Annotated in this window: 18 protein-coding genes; 4 read left to right on the top strand and 14 right to left on the bottom strand. The window is 40.1% G+C overall.

What is annotated here, in order from left to right; translation table 11 throughout:
- Window positions 1-47: 47 nt before the first annotated feature.
- Window positions 48-2,447 carry a putative bifunctional diguanylate cyclase/phosphodiesterase gene (locus K8L98_RS09345; RefSeq protein WP_223441616.1) on the bottom strand — a complete coding sequence of 800 codons (2,400 nt, stop codon included), beginning with the start codon at window positions 2,445-2,447 and terminating at the stop codon, window positions 48-50.
- A 185-nt stretch (window positions 2,448-2,632) separates the two neighbouring features.
- Between K8L98_RS09345 and K8L98_RS26570 the strand changes: the two genes are divergently transcribed.
- A complete protein-coding gene (locus tag K8L98_RS26570; protein WP_275976750.1) occupies window positions 2,633-2,758 on the top strand; it encodes a hypothetical protein in 126 nt (41 codons plus the stop codon).
- Window positions 2,759-3,008: 250 nt separating this feature from the next.
- On the opposite strand, the gene K8L98_RS26835 is transcribed toward K8L98_RS26570, so the two are convergent.
- The 6 genes from K8L98_RS26835 to K8L98_RS09320 form a co-directional block, all read right to left on the bottom strand.
- Window positions 3,009-3,092 (bottom strand): putative holin-like toxin, encoded by an 84-nt coding sequence (locus tag K8L98_RS26835; RefSeq protein WP_223443286.1) that lies wholly within the window; start codon window positions 3,090-3,092, stop codon window positions 3,009-3,011.
- Window positions 3,093-3,274: 182 nt separating this feature from the next.
- Window positions 3,275-3,529 (bottom strand): hypothetical protein, encoded by a 255-nt coding sequence (locus K8L98_RS09340; protein WP_223441614.1) that lies wholly within the window; start codon window positions 3,527-3,529, stop codon window positions 3,275-3,277.
- A gap of 142 nt (window positions 3,530-3,671) precedes the next feature.
- Complete coding sequence (locus K8L98_RS09335) at window positions 3,672-4,535, bottom strand: cation diffusion facilitator family transporter (RefSeq protein WP_223441611.1); 864 nt, start codon at window positions 4,533-4,535, stop codon at window positions 3,672-3,674.
- Window positions 4,536-4,595: 60 nt separating this feature from the next.
- The gene (locus K8L98_RS09330) at window positions 4,596-4,733 is read right to left on the bottom strand and encodes a YvrJ family protein (RefSeq protein ID WP_223441608.1); all 138 of its coding nucleotides are present in this window, start codon (window positions 4,731-4,733) and stop codon (window positions 4,596-4,598) included.
- A 99-nt stretch (window positions 4,734-4,832) separates the two neighbouring features.
- Complete coding sequence (locus K8L98_RS09325) at window positions 4,833-5,051, bottom strand: DUF2922 domain-containing protein (protein WP_223441605.1); 219 nt, start codon at window positions 5,049-5,051, stop codon at window positions 4,833-4,835.
- A gap of 32 nt (window positions 5,052-5,083) precedes the next feature.
- Window positions 5,084-5,302: a DUF1659 domain-containing protein gene (locus tag K8L98_RS09320; protein ID WP_223441603.1), complete on the bottom strand. Its 219-nt coding sequence runs from the start codon at window positions 5,300-5,302 to the stop codon at window positions 5,084-5,086.
- A gap of 184 nt (window positions 5,303-5,486) precedes the next feature.
- On the opposite strand from K8L98_RS09320, the gene K8L98_RS09315 reads away from it, so the two are divergent.
- Complete coding sequence (locus K8L98_RS09315; RefSeq protein ID WP_223441601.1) at window positions 5,487-5,963, top strand: hypothetical protein; 477 nt, start codon at window positions 5,487-5,489, stop codon at window positions 5,961-5,963.
- A gap of 309 nt (window positions 5,964-6,272) precedes the next feature.
- On the opposite strand, the gene K8L98_RS09310 is transcribed toward K8L98_RS09315, so the two are convergent.
- From K8L98_RS09310 to K8L98_RS09300, 3 genes are all read right to left on the bottom strand, one after another.
- Window positions 6,273-7,154 carry a TVP38/TMEM64 family protein gene (locus K8L98_RS09310; RefSeq protein WP_223441599.1) on the bottom strand — a complete coding sequence of 294 codons (882 nt, stop codon included), beginning with the start codon at window positions 7,152-7,154 and terminating at the stop codon, window positions 6,273-6,275.
- Window positions 7,155-7,610: 456 nt separating this feature from the next.
- Entirely contained in the window at window positions 7,611-8,417 is an 807-nt protein-coding gene (locus K8L98_RS09305) for a thermonuclease family protein (RefSeq protein WP_223441597.1), read from the bottom strand.
- Between the two features lie 87 nt (window positions 8,418-8,504).
- Window positions 8,505-9,608, bottom strand: a complete 1,104-nt coding sequence (locus tag K8L98_RS09300) for a M24 family metallopeptidase (protein WP_223441595.1) — start codon at window positions 9,606-9,608, stop codon at window positions 8,505-8,507.
- A 280-nt stretch (window positions 9,609-9,888) separates the two neighbouring features.
- Between K8L98_RS09300 and K8L98_RS09295 the strand changes: the two genes are divergently transcribed.
- The gene (locus K8L98_RS09295) at window positions 9,889-10,224 is read left to right on the top strand and encodes a DUF3243 domain-containing protein (RefSeq protein WP_223441590.1); all 336 of its coding nucleotides are present in this window, start codon (window positions 9,889-9,891) and stop codon (window positions 10,222-10,224) included.
- An 84-nt stretch (window positions 10,225-10,308) separates the two neighbouring features.
- On the opposite strand, the gene K8L98_RS09290 is transcribed toward K8L98_RS09295, so the two are convergent.
- Window positions 10,309-12,459, bottom strand: a complete 2,151-nt coding sequence (locus tag K8L98_RS09290; RefSeq protein WP_223441587.1) for a GDYXXLXY domain-containing protein — start codon at window positions 12,457-12,459, stop codon at window positions 10,309-10,311.
- Between the two features lie 603 nt (window positions 12,460-13,062).
- Here K8L98_RS09290 and K8L98_RS09285 point away from each other — a divergent pair.
- On the top strand, window positions 13,063-13,266 hold the full coding sequence (locus tag K8L98_RS09285) for a hypothetical protein (RefSeq protein ID WP_223441586.1): 204 nt from the start codon (window positions 13,063-13,065) through the stop codon (window positions 13,264-13,266).
- Between the two features lie 34 nt (window positions 13,267-13,300).
- Here the strand turns inward: K8L98_RS09285 and K8L98_RS09280 are convergent, their stop codons facing one another.
- From K8L98_RS09280 to K8L98_RS09270, 3 genes are all read right to left on the bottom strand, one after another.
- Window positions 13,301-15,205, bottom strand: coding sequence for a heavy metal translocating P-type ATPase (locus K8L98_RS09280; protein ID WP_223441584.1), 1,905 nt, complete (start codon window positions 15,203-15,205; stop codon window positions 13,301-13,303).
- 210 nt (window positions 15,206-15,415) lie between these two features.
- On the bottom strand, window positions 15,416-15,829 hold the full coding sequence (gene comJ, locus K8L98_RS09275) for a competence protein ComJ (RefSeq protein WP_223441582.1): 414 nt from the start codon (window positions 15,827-15,829) through the stop codon (window positions 15,416-15,418).
- A 23-nt stretch (window positions 15,830-15,852) separates the two neighbouring features.
- Window positions 15,853-16,236 carry a NucA/NucB deoxyribonuclease domain-containing protein gene (locus tag K8L98_RS09270; protein WP_275976758.1) on the bottom strand — a complete coding sequence of 128 codons (384 nt, stop codon included), beginning with the start codon at window positions 16,234-16,236 and terminating at the stop codon, window positions 15,853-15,855.
- Window positions 16,237-16,304 lie beyond the last annotated feature (68 nt).

The following is a 16,304-nucleotide window of genomic DNA, read 5'->3' as shown; positions in this document are numbered from 1 at the left end:
AGCATGACAAAAAAGGGCGATCGATTCGCCCTTTTTCTGCTTTATGCCTATACGGCTTTACTGCCTGATAAATACATATCAGAAAATTCTTCTGCGGGGATCGGCTTTCCGCCCAGGTATCCTTGAAATTCAAGGCATCCTAATTTAGCAAGAAGATCCTTTTGGGTTTTCGTTTCGACCCCTTCAGCAATCACTTTCAGCTCAAGATGATTGGCCATTGAGATAATCATTGAGACAATCGCCTCGTTTCCATTATGCTGTTCCATTTCTCTTATAAAGGATTGATCAATTTTCAGGCGGTCTATGCTGAGTTTCTGCAAATAACTTAAAGAGCTGTAGCCTGTTCCAAAGTCATCCATGCTGATCTCAATTCCCCTGCTCCTGAGAATAGATAATTTCATATTCGCCTCCAGCTCATTATCCATCATAGCGGTTTCTGTTATTTCAAGCTCAAGACTCGATGCATGAATTTGATAAGAAGACAGGATTTCATCAATCGTTTTAATCAAATCATCCTGATATAAATGCAGATGTGAGATATTAATTGAAATTCTGCCGAAATTTAAGTTCTGCCGTTCCCATGCCTGTACATGGCTTGCAACTTCTCCAAGGACAAAACGTTCAAGCTCGAATATTAAACCGGTCTCTTCTGCAATCGGAATAAAAGTTGCCGGTGAAATAAAGCCAAGTTCAGCATGCTTCCATCTGACCAAAGCTTCAGCACCTATGACAGTAGCCAGATTTTCCTTGAACTTAGGCTGGAAATAAACGCTGAGTTCCTTATATTGAAGAGCTTTGCGCAATTCATTTTCAATCCTGATTTTTTCAATCAGTTTATCATTCATTTCAGGTTTGTAGATTCCGTAACTGTTAGAGCCATTCATTTTCACATCATACATTGCAATATCTGCATATTTCATCAGCATTTCAGAGTCCCGGCTGTGTGCAGGAAAATGGGCAATTCCAATGCTTGTTGTAACAAGGCAGTCATTTTCCCTAATTTTCATTGGAAAACGGAAATGGTGCACAATATCATTTGCTGTTTCATTTGCTTTCTCCATCTCATCCTCCAGCAAAATGATGCTGAACTCATCTCCGCCAAGCCTGGACAGAATGGACCTTTCTGGGAGAACGGATGTAAGTCTTTCTGATATCTTCACCAGCACCAAGTCCCCAAAAGCATGTCCGAATAAATCATTCAAACGTTTGAAGCGGTCAAAATCAAGATTTAATATCGCAAATGGCTGGTTTCCCCTTTTTAATTCTGAAAGCTTCTGAATGAAGTATCTGCGATTTGGAAGTCCTGTCAGTTCATCATGAAAAGCTAAATAATTGATGCGGTTTTGAGCCTTTTTACTTTCGGTGATGTCCTTCACAACTCCATATACACCAACAACCTTATGATTGACTACTTGTCTCACCGCAGTAATTAAAACATCAAGTGAATCTCCATTTTTCCCCCGCAGCGATACGGAGAGCTCATTTTCGCTGAAGGACCCTTTTACAATTTCGGAAAAATAAAATAAAGCTTTTTGATGGTCCTCTTCTTTAATTAGGGTTAAAAAACTTAGCCCGATCAAATCCTTTTCCGTCAGCTGAGTCATCGCTGCTGCTACCTTGTTTACGGAAGTGATGACTCCCTTCATATCAGTTGATATCACTCCATCCGGGCTATGATGAAATAAAGAGCGGAAACGCTCTTCTTTTTCATTAATCCGCTCCGACTGTTCATTCATCATCGTATGACTGTAAAGATCGGGTATAAATGTGAGAATGAGATTTAATAAAAAGACAAATAGAAACGGAATTAAATAGTAATCGTGTCCGCCGTCTGCAAATTGATAGTCAAGAACGGAGGTCATAGTAACATACGGAATTCCGGCAAGCGATATTCCGCCAATTATACTTCCCGCTGTACGGTAGTATTTCGCGCGGCGCTGGTTTAATAAGCCGTCCTCTAAAGCGATCAATAAAAGTCTTAGCGCGGAAAAGCTGAACGCCGCAGAAAGCAGCAATGCAAACAGGATCAATAGCGGCTTCACTTCAATCTTATCCTGAAATAAAATTGCATACCCAATGAAATTAACGAAAACTATACCAAGTGACATGCCGCATCCTGTAACAAAATAACTTTTTGAGCTCAAATGCGGGATGCCGCAAGTTCTAATAGAGAAAAAAGCTACAAGGCTGCAAACTGCATAGCTAATCAGAAAGTAAAGGTACGGCTGCTCAGCTGTATACTTTAAATGCACAGACAAAATGGCAAGCAGGTGAGTCAGCCAGAACAAGAATCCAAGGGTTAAACTAAGTATTATTATAATTTTGGGCTGTTTATCTTGAGTTTTACGACTGTATATATTTGTGAACACCGGCGTCAGATGATAGCTGATAACCGATTGAACAAGTACAAGGAGCATCAAAAATAAATCTTCATTCAAGTTAAACAATCAAAATTCCCCCTTATCTCTTATATCGAACAAATCTTTAGATATTCAAGGGGATTTCAATTTTTTTCTAAAAAAACTTTCTTCTGTGTGCAATCATAAAAAATAGCAAAATATATGTTTAAAAATTCTCTGTTTGATGCAGACTATCGAACGATAGGAAATTTACATGAAAGGAGGAATGGGCGATGAACAAAAACAACCAAAACAACAAGCAGCAAAATCAACAACAGCAAAATCAGCAAAACCAGCAAGCTGATACTGAGTTTTCTCAAGAAATGAATCAGCAAAAAGCGAACAAAAAACAAAAATAAGGTTTACATACTTGTAAGCTAGTGAAAGACGGTTCTTTTGACCGTCTTTTTTCTTTTAGCTAATGAACTTCATTTCAAGGCGTTTTTTTATAAAATCGATTTTATGACAAGTATTTCCCTGCCTTTTTATGATATACTAATTCCGTAAAGCTGCAGATGATGCCACATCTACAGCCATAGCAAGCAACACTTGAACGGATCAGCTTAATACACAAACAATTTACTTTTGACCTCTCTTTTTTGCCGAGGTCTATTTTTTTTGCCCAAAGCCGAGCACTGCCACAATTAACGTAGCAAAAGATACCATTACAACTAAACTTTCAAAGATTGTCACATGTCATCCCCCCTTTCCTAGGGGTTCACACTGATCCATTAAAGATTGACCTGCACGTCCATTATATCATTAGATAGGCAAAACAGGAACATATGTTTGTATTTTGATTCAATTCTCCTACTATTAATGCCTTTGACGGCCAAAGCTCTAAAAATAAAAAAGAACACTCAAGGTGTCCTTTGTTAAGGCATTTTAACTCGGTTTTGTTCGACAGTATTACAGGCAATTTTCATTTTTGCCAATGTGCCTTTGAGGGTTTCTTCATGATTGCATTGATCATTTAGATACATTTCAGATAAATCATAGACAGATCGCGAAAGCAGTTCGACCACATTTTTTAACGAATCACCATCTGGGGCGTATTCATCATGCAGCACCTTCCGGACGATATCATCACTGTACTTTTTGATTTTCATGACCTTCTCCTTCTCAGGCATTTTCGTATCCTCCTTTTTTTCTCATATATAATACTTCTCTAATTGAATCAGATTCCCTTTGTTTAATTCTGTCGAGATATTGGAACTTTTTCAAAAAAAAATGGCTTCCGGTGCAGGAAGCCATTTAGCTTGATCTGTTTCATCAGGATGGTTCGATATGGACATGTACATGCGAGATACGATGTTCAACTTCCATTCTTTTTTCTACTTCATCTGTAATTTTGTGGCTCTCGGTTACATTCAGTCCTGCATGCACCTCGATAACCACGTCTACAAGGACACTGCTTCCAAGGTATCGCGCTTTTATATCCTTGATCCTGTCGACTCCTGGCGTTTTCTCAACAGTTTCTTTAAAGTTCAGCAGCTTCTGATCATCAAAACCGTCTGTTAACGAATGAGCTGTTTCTTTAAAAATATCCCATGCCGTTTTGCAAATAATGAATCCGATTGTGATCGCCGTAACGGTGTCAAACCAGGCTATGCCGAATTGTGACGCGACTATTCCTGCAAAAGCTCCTACGCTTACTAGAGCATCGGAGCGGTTATCATGGGCTGCTGCGATCAGAGCTTTTGAATTGATTTTTTTTGCCAATGATTTGTTGTATCGGTAAACCCCATACATAATAATCGCACTGATGATGGCTGCCCATGCAGTGATTAACTTGGGTGATTCTGTCTTTGGCTCTATGATGGATTGAAACCCTTCGAACAAAACCTGAATACCGACAGACATGATTATAAATGAAGCAACCAATGCAGCAATGGCCTCTGCTTTAAAATGCCCGTAGGGATGATCAAGGTCAGGCGGCTTTTGGGAAATTTTCAGGCCAATTAAAACAGCTGCTGATGCAATGACATCTGTTCCGTTATTCAGACCATCTGCAAGGAGGGCCTGTGAAGAATACACATAGCCAATGCCAAGCTTGGCTGCTGCAAGAAGAATGTAAGCTCCGATGCTCAGCCAGGCACCTCGTTCTCCTTTTTTTAAATCTTGATAAACGTCCAATAATTTCACTTCCCCATTTTAAGGATCCCTTTCATAAGCAGAGAAGTTTAGTTTGACAGATTACTTATTCCACTGCTTCGGGAGCATTTGAATGGACGCATTCAGAGTGTCCAGTTTGCTTTCAATCCTGTGTAGCAGGTAGAGAGTAACCATAATCGGAAATCCGACTTCGCTTACTAATTGAATCCACTGTTCCATAATAGGTTTCCTCCTTTTCCAGTTTTTATGTTCAATTTCCTTCTTCTCACAGAGATGAAAGGCCAGATCCCCTAATTAGAGATCTGACCTTCATTTGCATTATCCGATTGTAAGATCTGTTAAATTTCTTTCAACGATACGTGCCCCTTTTTTGCTGATAACGTCTCCGCCCGGAGATGTAAAAGCACTTGAAGCTAAGATAAGGTCCATTGCTTTTGACACATCACTCTCAATTACCGGTTCTTTTGGAGAATCGATGTTGATTTTCACCTGCTTGCCCTCTTCATTTAAAAATTGAAGCTCCAGCGTTTTCGCCATTTAAATTCCTTCCTTTCCTGATGTTTTAGTGGTTAAGCTGTTACCTGATGAGAATCGTTTCGTTCTACATGAGATAAAATTTGTGTTTGCAGACCTGTAATTGCAGATGCTGCCTGCAGCAGCTGTTCAGCGGTTGCTGTTGTTTTTACGTTGTTGTAATTCTTGTATTTAAATACCTGCTCTCCTTTTTCATCCATGCCCATATCGAATACAAGGCGAAGCTGTGAATCAAGAATGATTGTTTCTGCCATATTGATCACCTCCTTTCGTATACGTTATACAAGGAAACGATCATCAGAGTAGCAGAAATTCAGGAACTTTTTTCTGAAAGTTTGACCTGCCTTAAATTCATTGTATGTTCTTCGGAGTTTTTACAGAAAATAACATTAGATTGATTCGTTCATATAGAAATCACACGAATCCTGATAGGTAGGTATGAATGTGAAAACAAGTAAACTAGAAGTCCTATTGTGGAGCATAGCATTCCCTGGGTTTGGACAGCTTCTGAACCGCCAGGTGATTAAAGGAATCCTGTTTATTTTACTGGAACTGCTGATTAATACGAATAGTCATTTCAATCAGGTCATCATGCTTAGTTTTTTAGGTGAAATTGATGTGGCCATTCAAACGGTCGAATTCGGATGGCTTATGTTTTATCCTTGCGTTTATATGTTTGCGATGTATGATGCTTACAAAAATGCAGATGGTCCCGCGCCTCCCCTGTCCTTTTTGCCTTTTGCATTTGGGGCTTATTTTGTCACGGTCGGATTAATGTACTCTCCAAAACTTAAGCTGTTCGGTGTACTCTTCGGACCGATCTGGCTGCCGATGCTTTCACTTATTCCAGGATTGCTGACCGGATTTCTCATCCGATTTATTATTTTGAGAGTTCGCACCATTCAAAAAGGATAAACTCTTTTCCATATGTTTTAACACCTGAAAATCGGGTAATTAAAGCTTAGAGGCAATGATTCGGGCAAATCTGAGATTTACACTTACTCTAGCTGGCGCGGGCTTGGAACCGCAAGGACGTATGAGAGGCAGGGCTTACGTTGTTTAAGTGTCCCAAGTCGGGCTCTGAATTAAAATTAAATTTCCTAATTTCATACAACGACTAAAAATATAGAATTAACCGTGCACATGTGTTCTGTTCAGGCTTCATTAACAGAACAATCATGTGCTTTTCTCTTTTTGATTACTGGTCCATCACAATAAAACGCTCTATTTTTCAGCGTTTTTCTCATAATGAATGCTGCTGTTCTTTTTTCTTTTATTTAAAAGCCATTTTACTCCTATCGATAAAATCATGAATCCAAAAGCAGCAAGTGACACAGTCATGATTAATTCCTGTCCGGTCAGTGAGAGGCTTTTTGCCAATTGGACTGAATAGGAAAGAGATGAGGCAGTCATTAGTTTTGACAGAGAAGCAATCAGGAGAAATCTGCTGAAAGAAACTCCGCCTATCCCCGCTCCAAGGCAAATGATTTCATCTGGAAGAACCGGGATAATAAACAAGAGGAAAAGAATCGCCGTTTCATTTTTTTCGACATACTGCTGGTAGCTGTGCAAGTGCTTTTCTTTCACTATTTTTACAACAAGTTTTTGTCCGCCGTGCCTAGCTATGAGGAACATGACAGCTATTCCGGAAATCGTTCCGAAAAAACTCAGATAAGCTGCGGTAAATGAGCCAAAAACTGCACTGCCTACCGGAATCGTAACAGCTTCAGGCAAGGGCAGGACGATTGGCTGGAGGAAGCAAATAAGGAGAAAAAGGAGTTTGCCTAATAGGGTGTTTCCGCCTACAACGCTCTCCAAACCTTTTGCATCCGTCATAACCAAAAACTCTGTTGTATAAAAAATCAGACAGACAATAATAAGAAAAATGCTCAAGTACACTAAGGCGAGCCTCGTAATTTTTAAATAGTTCGCTTTTTTCATGATAATCAAGACAAGATTAATAGACAGAATGACTAGTAAAATGACTGTAAATATACCTTTATAAATTGTCAGCACCGACGGCAAAAACACAAACACGCACACAGCTGCAATCGCGCTCATCAATAAATGCGTCCACAATTCAGACAGTTTCTTTCCAAGAATCACAGCAATCTTTCTCCCTTTAAGAAATTTTCATTTGTATGATTAAGTTTAATGGCAATGGATTCATTAGAAAACACACCTGAGGTTTAACTGAAAGTAAGACCTCAGGCTTAGATTTCTCATGAAACAGCACAAAAAAAAACCAAATCAGCTTGTGATTTGGTTTTTAGTCTTCTTGCTTCGCAAGATCATTGATAAATCATTTACCTTTATTGAGGAAGAAAAATGAATCCCTCAGGCTTGCAGCACTTGAAATCCTATGTGAACTTCATCCTGATTATGTAAAAATCGACCGGAATGACATTTCGGATTCCCATGAAAAAGAAGAGGACTTCCTTTTAGCGGAAATTGAAGGATCTCGGCATTGAATTTGTTCAGGGCTGCTTATTCGGCAAACCTGAACCAAATCCTTTTAATCACCAATCAGCACAGTATAAAAAATGCGGGTCATATCCCGCTTTATCTTTTAGATGCCCGGTATCCGGCATTGACCGCTTCATCCTCAGAACAGAACATTTCTTCTTCTTTTGTTGCATCATAATATTGTCCTTCAGGCAGATGATAAATCTTGTCTCCTGATGAAGAAATATTCCCTTTGATTGTGCAGGCCTCTGTTTGTGTTTCTTTCGGATCTTCTGATTTTTTTTCAGCAACATTAAATCCTTCGTCCTCAGCGGCATAATTTTCTATGCTCCAGATGCCAATCTCCTTTTTCTGAGCAGTTTTTTGAAGCTTAATAAACTCATCTACATGCTTCGTATTCGGGGCATAAACATAACCCACACGTGCAAGTCCTTTTTCGATAAGAAGTTTATTGAACATCTTGCCGTCAGCGTGAAGATAGACCAGGAGCCTTCCATATTTATCACGTTCTCCAACATCCAGTTCAAGCTCCACCTCTTTACCTGAAAGTGTTTCTTTTGCAAAGCTGCTTGCTTCAGGTCCAAACGGCTGTACAGGTTTGTTTGGATGAACGGTTTCCGGTGTGTCGACAAGCAGCAGGCGCAGCGTCTCTTCTTTCCCATTCACAAGAACCTTGACTGTGTCACCGTCGATGACCCTGACTACCTTGGCTGGAATGAAATTTTCATTCTCAGAATCTGCTTCTATTTCGGATTCAGCCGGAGCTGCTTCCTCAGGAGGACTCTCTTCTTTAGAGGATATATTTTTCTTTTCAGTTTCAGCAGCAGGTGTCTCATTATTCGCTGTTTCAGAACATCCCGATATCATAAAGGCTGCAAAAATCAGCAGGAACCATTTTTTCATTTTCTTTTCCCCTTTTATTTCTTAAAAATCAAACCGCACGATAAGCTTGCATGTGCGGTTTGATTCGATGCTTTATTTATTTTCTCTCTATTTGATGATTTGAAGCTCTTTTGGAAACTTTGTCAGCGTTTCATGACCTGTATTCGTAATATACACGTCATCTTCAATGCGGACGCCGCCGATATCAGGAACGTAAATGCCTGGTTCAATTGTATAAACCATGCCTTCCTGAAGCAGGTCATTATTCGTATGGCTCATCGACGGGAATTCGTGCACGCTAATGCCAAGGCCATGTCCCAATCGATGCGGGAAGAAATCGCCATAGCCTGCATTTGTGATGACATCCCGTGCGATTTGATCCAATTCACCGATTCTGGTGCCTGGTTTGCTTGCATCCAGCGCTTTTAATTGAGCTTTTAGCACTGTATCATAGATTTCTTTTTGCTTTTCACTGATCGATTGATAGGCAAATGTACGCGTAATATCTGAGCAGTAGCCATCAAGTACGACACCAAGATCAAATAAAACGAAGTCTCCAGATTTTAACGAAGTTAAGCCAGGATTGCCATGGGGCTGTCCTGATTTTTCACCGAACAGGACCATTGTAGAAAAGGACATTTCACGAATCCCTTTTCGTTTTAGTTCATATTCGATTTTTGCAAGAACGTCCATTTCGCTGATGCCTGATTGAAGAGCCTGAACACCTACCTCAACGCCGAAATCTGCAAGCGCTGATGCCTCTCTTAAAATCTCAAGCTCTTTGTCGTCTTTGATCAGACGCAATTGATTCATGATTTCCTCCGCTGAAACAAGTTCTGCTCCTGTCAGAATGTTAAGAAGCTGCTCAGCGCGGGCAAAAGAAAGAAGTTCTTTTTCAACTGCTGCCTTTTTAACGTTCTGCTGCCCTCTTTTTACGATGGCTGCATTTACTTTGTCCCATGGATTTTCATGATCGGCATATCCGATAATTTCCCCGTCAAAACCTGCTGCTTTTGCCTGTGAAACTTCCATTCCAGGGCAAATAAAAAATGGCTCTTCTTCTTTAAAAATAAATAAACCCATTAATCTCTCATGGGGATTTGTGTGAAAGTTTGTTAAGTAGAAAATGTTTTCAGTTGATGAAATAAAGGCAGCATCTGTATCCTGCTGCTTCAGCCAGTCAGTAAGCTTCATTAATCTTTCTTTTTGCATACACTCTCTCTCCTTCATCTGCATAAGTCCTCTCTATCATACGCCAAATTCATCAGAACTTAAAGAATGCTGATGGACTTCTTCGGAAATACATCCGTCTTTTTTATGCAGAACCCGTTTCAGAAAAACGGTCTTTCGATTTTCTGATCTGATTGTTTTCATAGAAGGTGCCAGACTGCTCTCAAATGAACTCATAGAGCACATTCAACACTCTGGAAGGGTTTACCTCCTTTCAGAACGGGAATGTAATAAATAACTTTAACAGGAGGTGCAAGAAAAAATGTCAAACCATCAAGTAAAAGACGAATCCATTCAGACAGAAAAGATTGAGAAGAAGCTAGATTCAATGAACAATGAGAAAATGGAAGCGATCCTTCGGGATTTCGAAGAATTCAAATCGTACTTAGGCGAAAAAGTTGAAGCAGGCAAGCGTTTAGGTTTAAGCGATGAAATGCTTGCTAAAGGCGCTGAGAAAGTTGCAAACTATCTGGCTAATAACGTTGAACCGCGCAACAGCGAAGAGAATCTATTAAATGAACTCTGGAAAGTCGGCAATGATGAAGAAAGACATTTCCTTGCACATATGCTCGTTAAACTGGCGAACGGGTCAAATTAAAAAGCAGAGTCGCCTGATTAGAGCAGACAGATATGAAAATTCTAATTTTATAGAAAAAATCCATCCAGCAGAGGATGGATTTTTTTATTTCAGAGAAGATAAATCGCTTTTCACATCTACAAGCAGGGCATTGCCTTCATCAGAGACTATCACTTTTGCATATTTTGCATGCCGTTCCAGTTCCATCCCTGTTCCCTCTTCTACAAAAAAGGATTCGATTCCTAGAATGAGGCCGTCATAGCCATTATATTTTCCAGTCAGATAGGCTTCGTCCGCTTCAGGCTCTTTGAAAGCTTCCGCTGCTCTTCCTTTTGCCGTTTCTCCAGTCGGCCTGTAAACGCCCTTGCTGTCTTTTTTCACCTTAACGGTGATGACAGATCCGGTTTTAACGCCATCTTCCGGTTCATATCTTCCGGCTTCATATCTCAGCTGTACATAATCTCCCTGAAGCATTGACCTTGGATCAAGCGGTTCAAGTTCAAGCACAACCACTTTCCCTTCATCCAGAGCTTTTTCATTTAAAAAGCTCTGGGATCCTGTAAAAGCAAGCTGAAGGGTAAAAACTGCTGCAATCAAAGCCCAGGTTCTGTTTGTAAAAACGGTTACTCCTGCAGGTTTTTCTTTATCAAAGTATCTCACAGCTGCAAAAATCAGCAGGCCAAGGAGCAGAAAGGTCAGCGATTTGTGAAGCAGCTTCCAGGCAAAATCGTAATACAGGCCGATGAAAAAGAGGATAAAAAATACCCAGGTTATATTTTTCTTCACAAGGCCATCTCTTTTATGATAAAAGGCAAGCATGGCTGCACTAAGTCCAAAATACAGAATCTGATAGACAAGCGTTTCTTGCCAATCTGTTCCCCAGAAGGCGGCCGGATAAAGAAGCAGGAAGCCGTAAAAGAGGCAGAAGCTGCTCAGCTGTCTCACTTTATCAATCGGCACCATCATCAGCAAGAATTGAGCAATGGATAAAAGGGCTAAAACAATGCGGAAATTCTCCATCCATTGTAAGTGCACAGAAAATAGACTGATGAAGCTCGCAAGCATAAAAGAATAGGCGAGAAACTGAAGAAATTTTTCCCGTTCGATCAGGATCATCACAAAACCTACCGCAATAAAGAGAATGGCGGTGCCGGCATTAAGTATGAAAAGAACTCCTAATGCTATTAAAATTCCTGTAATAAATAAGGTGTACCGTGCAGCTGTATAGAGCTTTTTCCAAAAAACGGCTGTGCCTATAAATAGAAGACTGAACACAGCAAGGCTATATTCTGACTGAAAGATAAGGAACAATAATCCGCCAAGGCTGAATGATAGCAAGAGAGACGAGGTGAAGGTTATAATCACAATCAGAATATTTTTAAACACTTTATACATCAGCGAATCATCCGGCGCTTTCCTCGTTACACGGACTGCAAAGTAAATACCGCCTCCCAAAAAGAGCAGTGTCCCAAGGATGGAAAACAAATAAAAGCTGTATGGCCCGATTTTATCGGCAAGTCTTATACTGAGTTCTGCATATTTAGAAAGGGCAAAAACGCCCAGCATCACAAACGCAATAATTGTCAGCGTATGATGGCTGTCTTTTTTCATAAAAAGGAAGTAGCTAAGAATAATGACAAACAAGTACACGATGTTCATCCAGGAACTATAAGGTTCAAACACCTCGTAAAACGACATGATGATCAAAAAGAGATGAATGACTGTAAAAGCTGCGTATTGCAGAGGTTTTAGCTTTAAGAAATAAGCTAAGCCAAATACAATGGCATTAAGAATGACCATGCCAAAATAAATGAGCCACTCTTCAAAATCCGAACGATTGATGGATACGCTTGCCGGAAACATGTAAAACCAGTATGAAAGCAGCAATAGCCCATAGCTAAGAATGGCAAAAGGCTGATATCGCGTAATGACAGCAAGCGCAATCGAAGGCAGCATCCAGATGAAATATAATAGATAACTGTCAGCATGTGAATTATATATTTGCCCGATCAGAGCTGCTGCAGCACCAAACGAGATTGCTCCTCCGACAAGCAGCCACTTCGGGAGAGCCTCCCGGTTGGACAAAATCTTTCCGCTCAAAAAGCTTGCTCCATAAAATAAAATCATCATACCAATTGCAAGACCCACCTTTTCCAATCGTTCAAAACCGCTCCAATTGGAAGCAAAAAAAGAAAGAATGCCCGATATAACAAAAATGATTGCACTGAGATATCCCAGCGGAATGAGTTTGCTCAACATGATCACCGTACTTTCCATTAAGAACTGATTGCTGTTTTCATCTTATCATTTTTTTACTTAGTCATATAGGCGATTCCTATTATCTGGTATAAAAAAAGAGATTCTTCCTTGAAGGAAGTGAATTCATTTTCGAACAGGCTTATGCAGCGTTATTTGCCTGATTCATTCTTATTTGTGATCATTTTTCCTTTGTCATTTTCTTAATTAGGCTTGTTTTCATCTCCTTCACACGTTTATATTCTATTTTATGAGCTGCGGATATAAGCTGAACTTAGATGGATTGAAATTCTTATTTTTATTTTTTGGGAATTCCCGTTCATGGAATCCTAAGGAATTTTTTAATGCCTTGTGAAAGAAGATTTAGAAGGATTTTTATCAGGTACTGTTCGGTTTATCTTTCGTAACTTTGTTTATCGGGCACTTTTCCCTTTATTTCAGGCTCTATTTCAAATTTTTAAGATTTATCAGACACTATTCATGGTTTGAAAGCTCCAGCTGCACCTTTTTCCAAAAAAGGAAAACTTGATTTTCCATGTGTTTTCTTTTTAGGTATAATGAATATGGGAATTCGTTCTTTACCTAGTTAAGGAGATGTTGGCATTGCTGAAATTGATGAAACGAAATATAGTCCTCATCTTATGTATAATTGGTTTTGCATCACCTTTTATTTTTATTCAATTAACAGATTGGTTTTACTATAGCTCACTGATCGGGTGGATCATAGGCTTCATTTGTATTACTGCAGCTTATGTGATTGTGAGTAAAAGACCAGATGAAGAATCCACAGGGGAAAGAACGACATAGAAAAATGGACGAAAGATTCCTTTCGTCCATTTTTTTATCTTAATAACCGCAGTCCATTCAGGATAACAAGGATCGTGCTTCCTTCATGTCCGATTACACCAAGCGGCAAATCGAGCACCTGCAGGAAATTCGAGCAAATCAGCAGTGCAATAACTGACATTGAGAAAATGATATTCTGTTTCACAATCTTATCCATTTTCCTGGAGACTTCAATGGCTTTTTTCAGTTTGGTCAAATCATTTTTCATCAGGACAACATCCGCTGTTTCAAGGGCGACATCCGTTCCTTCGCCCATTGCAATTCCTACACTCGCCGCAGCCAGTGCTGGAGCATCATTTATGCCGTCCCCGATCATTGCTGTATGACCGTACTTCTTCCCAAGTTTCTTCACTTCTGCCACTTTATCATCAGGTAGGCATTCCGAAATAAATTGGTCTACTCTTGCAGCACTTGCCACGGATTGTGCTGTGGACTCATTATCTCCAGTCAGCATGACCGTGTGAATTCCTGCTTTTTTGAGCTCATCAATCGCTTGAACGGCATCCTTTCTGAGCACATCCTGAAGGCTCAGAACGGCCGCGATCCCGCTATCATTTTTTACATAGACAATTGTTTTCCCCTCATGTGCTCTCTCTAAGCCGAATGCCGCCATCTCGTTCTCTTCCTCATTTTCCGCGACGGGCTTTCCTACACTCCACATTTCATTCTTCCATTTGGCCGTTACGCCAAAACCTGATTGCTCCTGTACATCCAGCATTTCGGGATGAAGAGATGGATATTTCTTTTCGATATAGCTTACAATCGCCTTTGCAAGCGGATGATTGGACTGCTTTTCAATTGACAGCACCGCTTTGAACACTTCAGCTTCATCTGCATTTTTGCTGATTTTCACATCTGTCACAACAGGTTCCCCTTTTGTGAGCGTCCCTGTTTTGTCAAAAGCAATTACCTTCAGCTTGCTTAACTTCTCTAAATGAACTCCCCCCTTAAATAGCAGGCCATTTCTTGCACCATTAGAGATGGCTGACAGAGTCGCAGGCGTTATAGATGCGACCAGGGCGCATGGTGAGGCCACCACCATCAGAACCATCGCCCGGTAGAAGCTCTCATTGAAGCTCCACCCAAGCAGAAAATGCGGCAAAACCATCATCAAGGCAACGGCAATCAATACACCTTTTACATAAGTTCCTTCAAACTTCTCAATAAATTGCTGTGAAGGCGACTTTTCTGACTGAGCAGATTGAACGAGCTTAATAATCTTCTGAAAAAGGGTTTGATCGCTGTTTTTTGTTACTTTTACTGTTATAGAACCATTAATATTAACTGTGCCGGCGAAAACAGTGTCTTCCGCTTTTTTCTCAACAGGGATGGATTCACCTGTAATTGCTGCCTGATCAATACTTGTTGTTCCAGATGCAATTTCACCGTCTGTCGGAATTCGTTCACCTGGCTTTACAGCAATCAAGTCTCCAATCTCAAGCGATGAAACATGAACTCTTATTTCATTGCCGTCTTTAAGCAGGGAAGCCTCCTCAGGCTGAAGCTCCATCAGTGCCGAGAGCTCACGCTGGCTTTTGTTCAGTGTAAAGGTTTCAAGCGCCCCGCTTAATGCAAAAATAAAGATTAAAATGGCGCCTTCAATCCAGTATCCAATGATTCCTGAACCAATAGCTGCAAAGACCATCAGCAATTCTACATTCAGCTTTTTCTCATCAAGTGTTTCCTCAATTCCTTCTTTTGCTTTCGCATATCCGCCAATTAAAAAAGCTGATATAAATAAAGCTGCAGCTGCGGTCCCCTGATTTGTTTGAATGGCCCATCCTATCAAAATAAGGATTCCAGAGACAATGGCAGCAATCAATTCCCCATATTCTTTTAGTCTATCAAATTTTGTATTCTCATCATGTTCCCGATGATATGCATTTTCATTTACAAGCATAGTATACCTCCCTAATTGAGAAAAATAATCATCTTCATTAAGCATTATAAAAATATAAATGCTGCTGTTGAACAGCAGAAACCCCAATAAATCAGCTTTGGTGAATTAGTATATGTCTCATTATACCAAAACGTGCCCAAAACTCAATTAAAAATTATTATTATTTTTATTTAATAATAATTATCAATAAGATCACAAAAAAAAGACTGGTCATAAACCAGCCTTTGAAAATTGGAATATATATTTGACGCGGTAAAGCCCATTTTTCGTTTTTTCTTCAAGCGGTATAGCCAAAAAGGTTATATAGTAGTTTCCAGCCGGAATTTCATAGACTAATTTTTTTGATAAAATACTTTTGATTTCAACAGCGCCATTTACGACACGAAACGGTACTTTGCATGTAAATTCAGGTTTGAAATTCAGCTGGGGCTGATCTTGTACTACTTGAATTTCTGCAGATGAATTGGACAATGCAGCAAATGAAACCGCAAATTCATCGGCAGCGTACCCTTTTTCATAATCCTGCCCCGACCATTCAAAATGCGGAGAACTGATGCCAATATTTGAAATGATTATTTGATGATAGGATACAAGAATTTCATCTTTTCTTTTTATTTCCTTCATTTACTCACACTCCATTACGAAATTCAGTCAGTGATAAATAAAACCCTCGTGCCGTCAGGATAATTCTCAAGCTGATTGCCGACCCACGCACCTGCTCCGCGATTATCAGATGGAGTGACATAGCGGACTGATGCACCTGCTCCTCCTTCTTCGCACATAGCCATCGGCCATTCATCTCGATCGTATCCAGTCTCAGTAGGGATTCCGGCAAGGCTCTCTTCCCTTCTCTCCTCTGCTCCATCACGTTCAATCGTACACACATCGGAGTGCCCGGCAGCAATGGCGTCCCTGACATGATCTCCTGTTTCAGGGTACCTATCCATAAGAAAATATAAGATTTCATCATAGGCCGAATAAGCAGCAGCTTTCCCGGGAGCCAGTCCCTCAAGTAAACCTGCGAGTGCCATCATAACAAGAATTAGTCCAATAACTATTTTTCTCATTTCCAAGTTTATCCTCCAATGTGTTTTTTTCC

The sequence above is a fragment of the Metabacillus dongyingensis genome, assembly GCF_019933155.2.
Classification (GTDB): Bacteria; Bacillota; Bacilli; order Bacillales; family Bacillaceae; genus Bacillus_P; species Bacillus_P dongyingensis.
This window is presented reverse-complemented; position numbering and strand designations above follow the sequence as displayed.

Bases quoted from the DNA above. Each gene is read 5' to 3' on its own strand.
- K8L98_RS26570 (WP_275976750.1), top strand. From the start codon at position 2,633: ATGAACAAAAACAACCAAAACAACAAGCAGCAAAATCAACAACAGCAA.
- K8L98_RS09340 (WP_223441614.1), bottom strand. From the start codon at position 3,529: ATGCCTGAGAAGGAGAAGGTCATGAAAATCAAAAAGTACAGTGATGAT.
- K8L98_RS09330 (WP_223441608.1), bottom strand. From the start codon at position 4,733: ATGGAACAGTGGATTCAATTAGTAAGCGAAGTCGGATTTCCGATTATG.
- K8L98_RS09325 (WP_223441605.1), bottom strand. From the start codon at position 5,051: ATGGCGAAAACGCTGGAGCTTCAATTTTTAAATGAAGAGGGCAAGCAG.
- K8L98_RS09320 (WP_223441603.1), bottom strand. From the start codon at position 5,302: ATGGCAGAAACAATCATTCTTGATTCACAGCTTCGCCTTGTATTCGAT.
- K8L98_RS09315 (WP_223441601.1), top strand. From the start codon at position 5,487: ATGAATGTGAAAACAAGTAAACTAGAAGTCCTATTGTGGAGCATAGCA.
- K8L98_RS09305 (WP_223441597.1), bottom strand. From the start codon at position 8,417: ATGAAAAAATGGTTCCTGCTGATTTTTGCAGCCTTTATGATATCGGGA.
- K8L98_RS09300 (WP_223441595.1), bottom strand. From the start codon at position 9,608: ATGCAAAAAGAAAGATTAATGAAGCTTACTGACTGGCTGAAGCAGCAG.
- K8L98_RS09295 (WP_223441590.1), top strand. From the start codon at position 9,889: ATGTCAAACCATCAAGTAAAAGACGAATCCATTCAGACAGAAAAGATT.
- K8L98_RS09280 (WP_223441584.1), bottom strand. From the start codon at position 15,205: ATGCTTGTAAATGAAAATGCATATCATCGGGAACATGATGAGAATACA.
- comJ (WP_223441582.1), bottom strand. From the start codon at position 15,829: ATGAAGGAAATAAAAAGAAAAGATGAAATTCTTGTATCCTATCATCAA.
- K8L98_RS09270 (WP_275976758.1), bottom strand. From the start codon at position 16,236: ATGGCACTCGCAGGTTTACTTGAGGGACTGGCTCCCGGGAAAGCTGCT.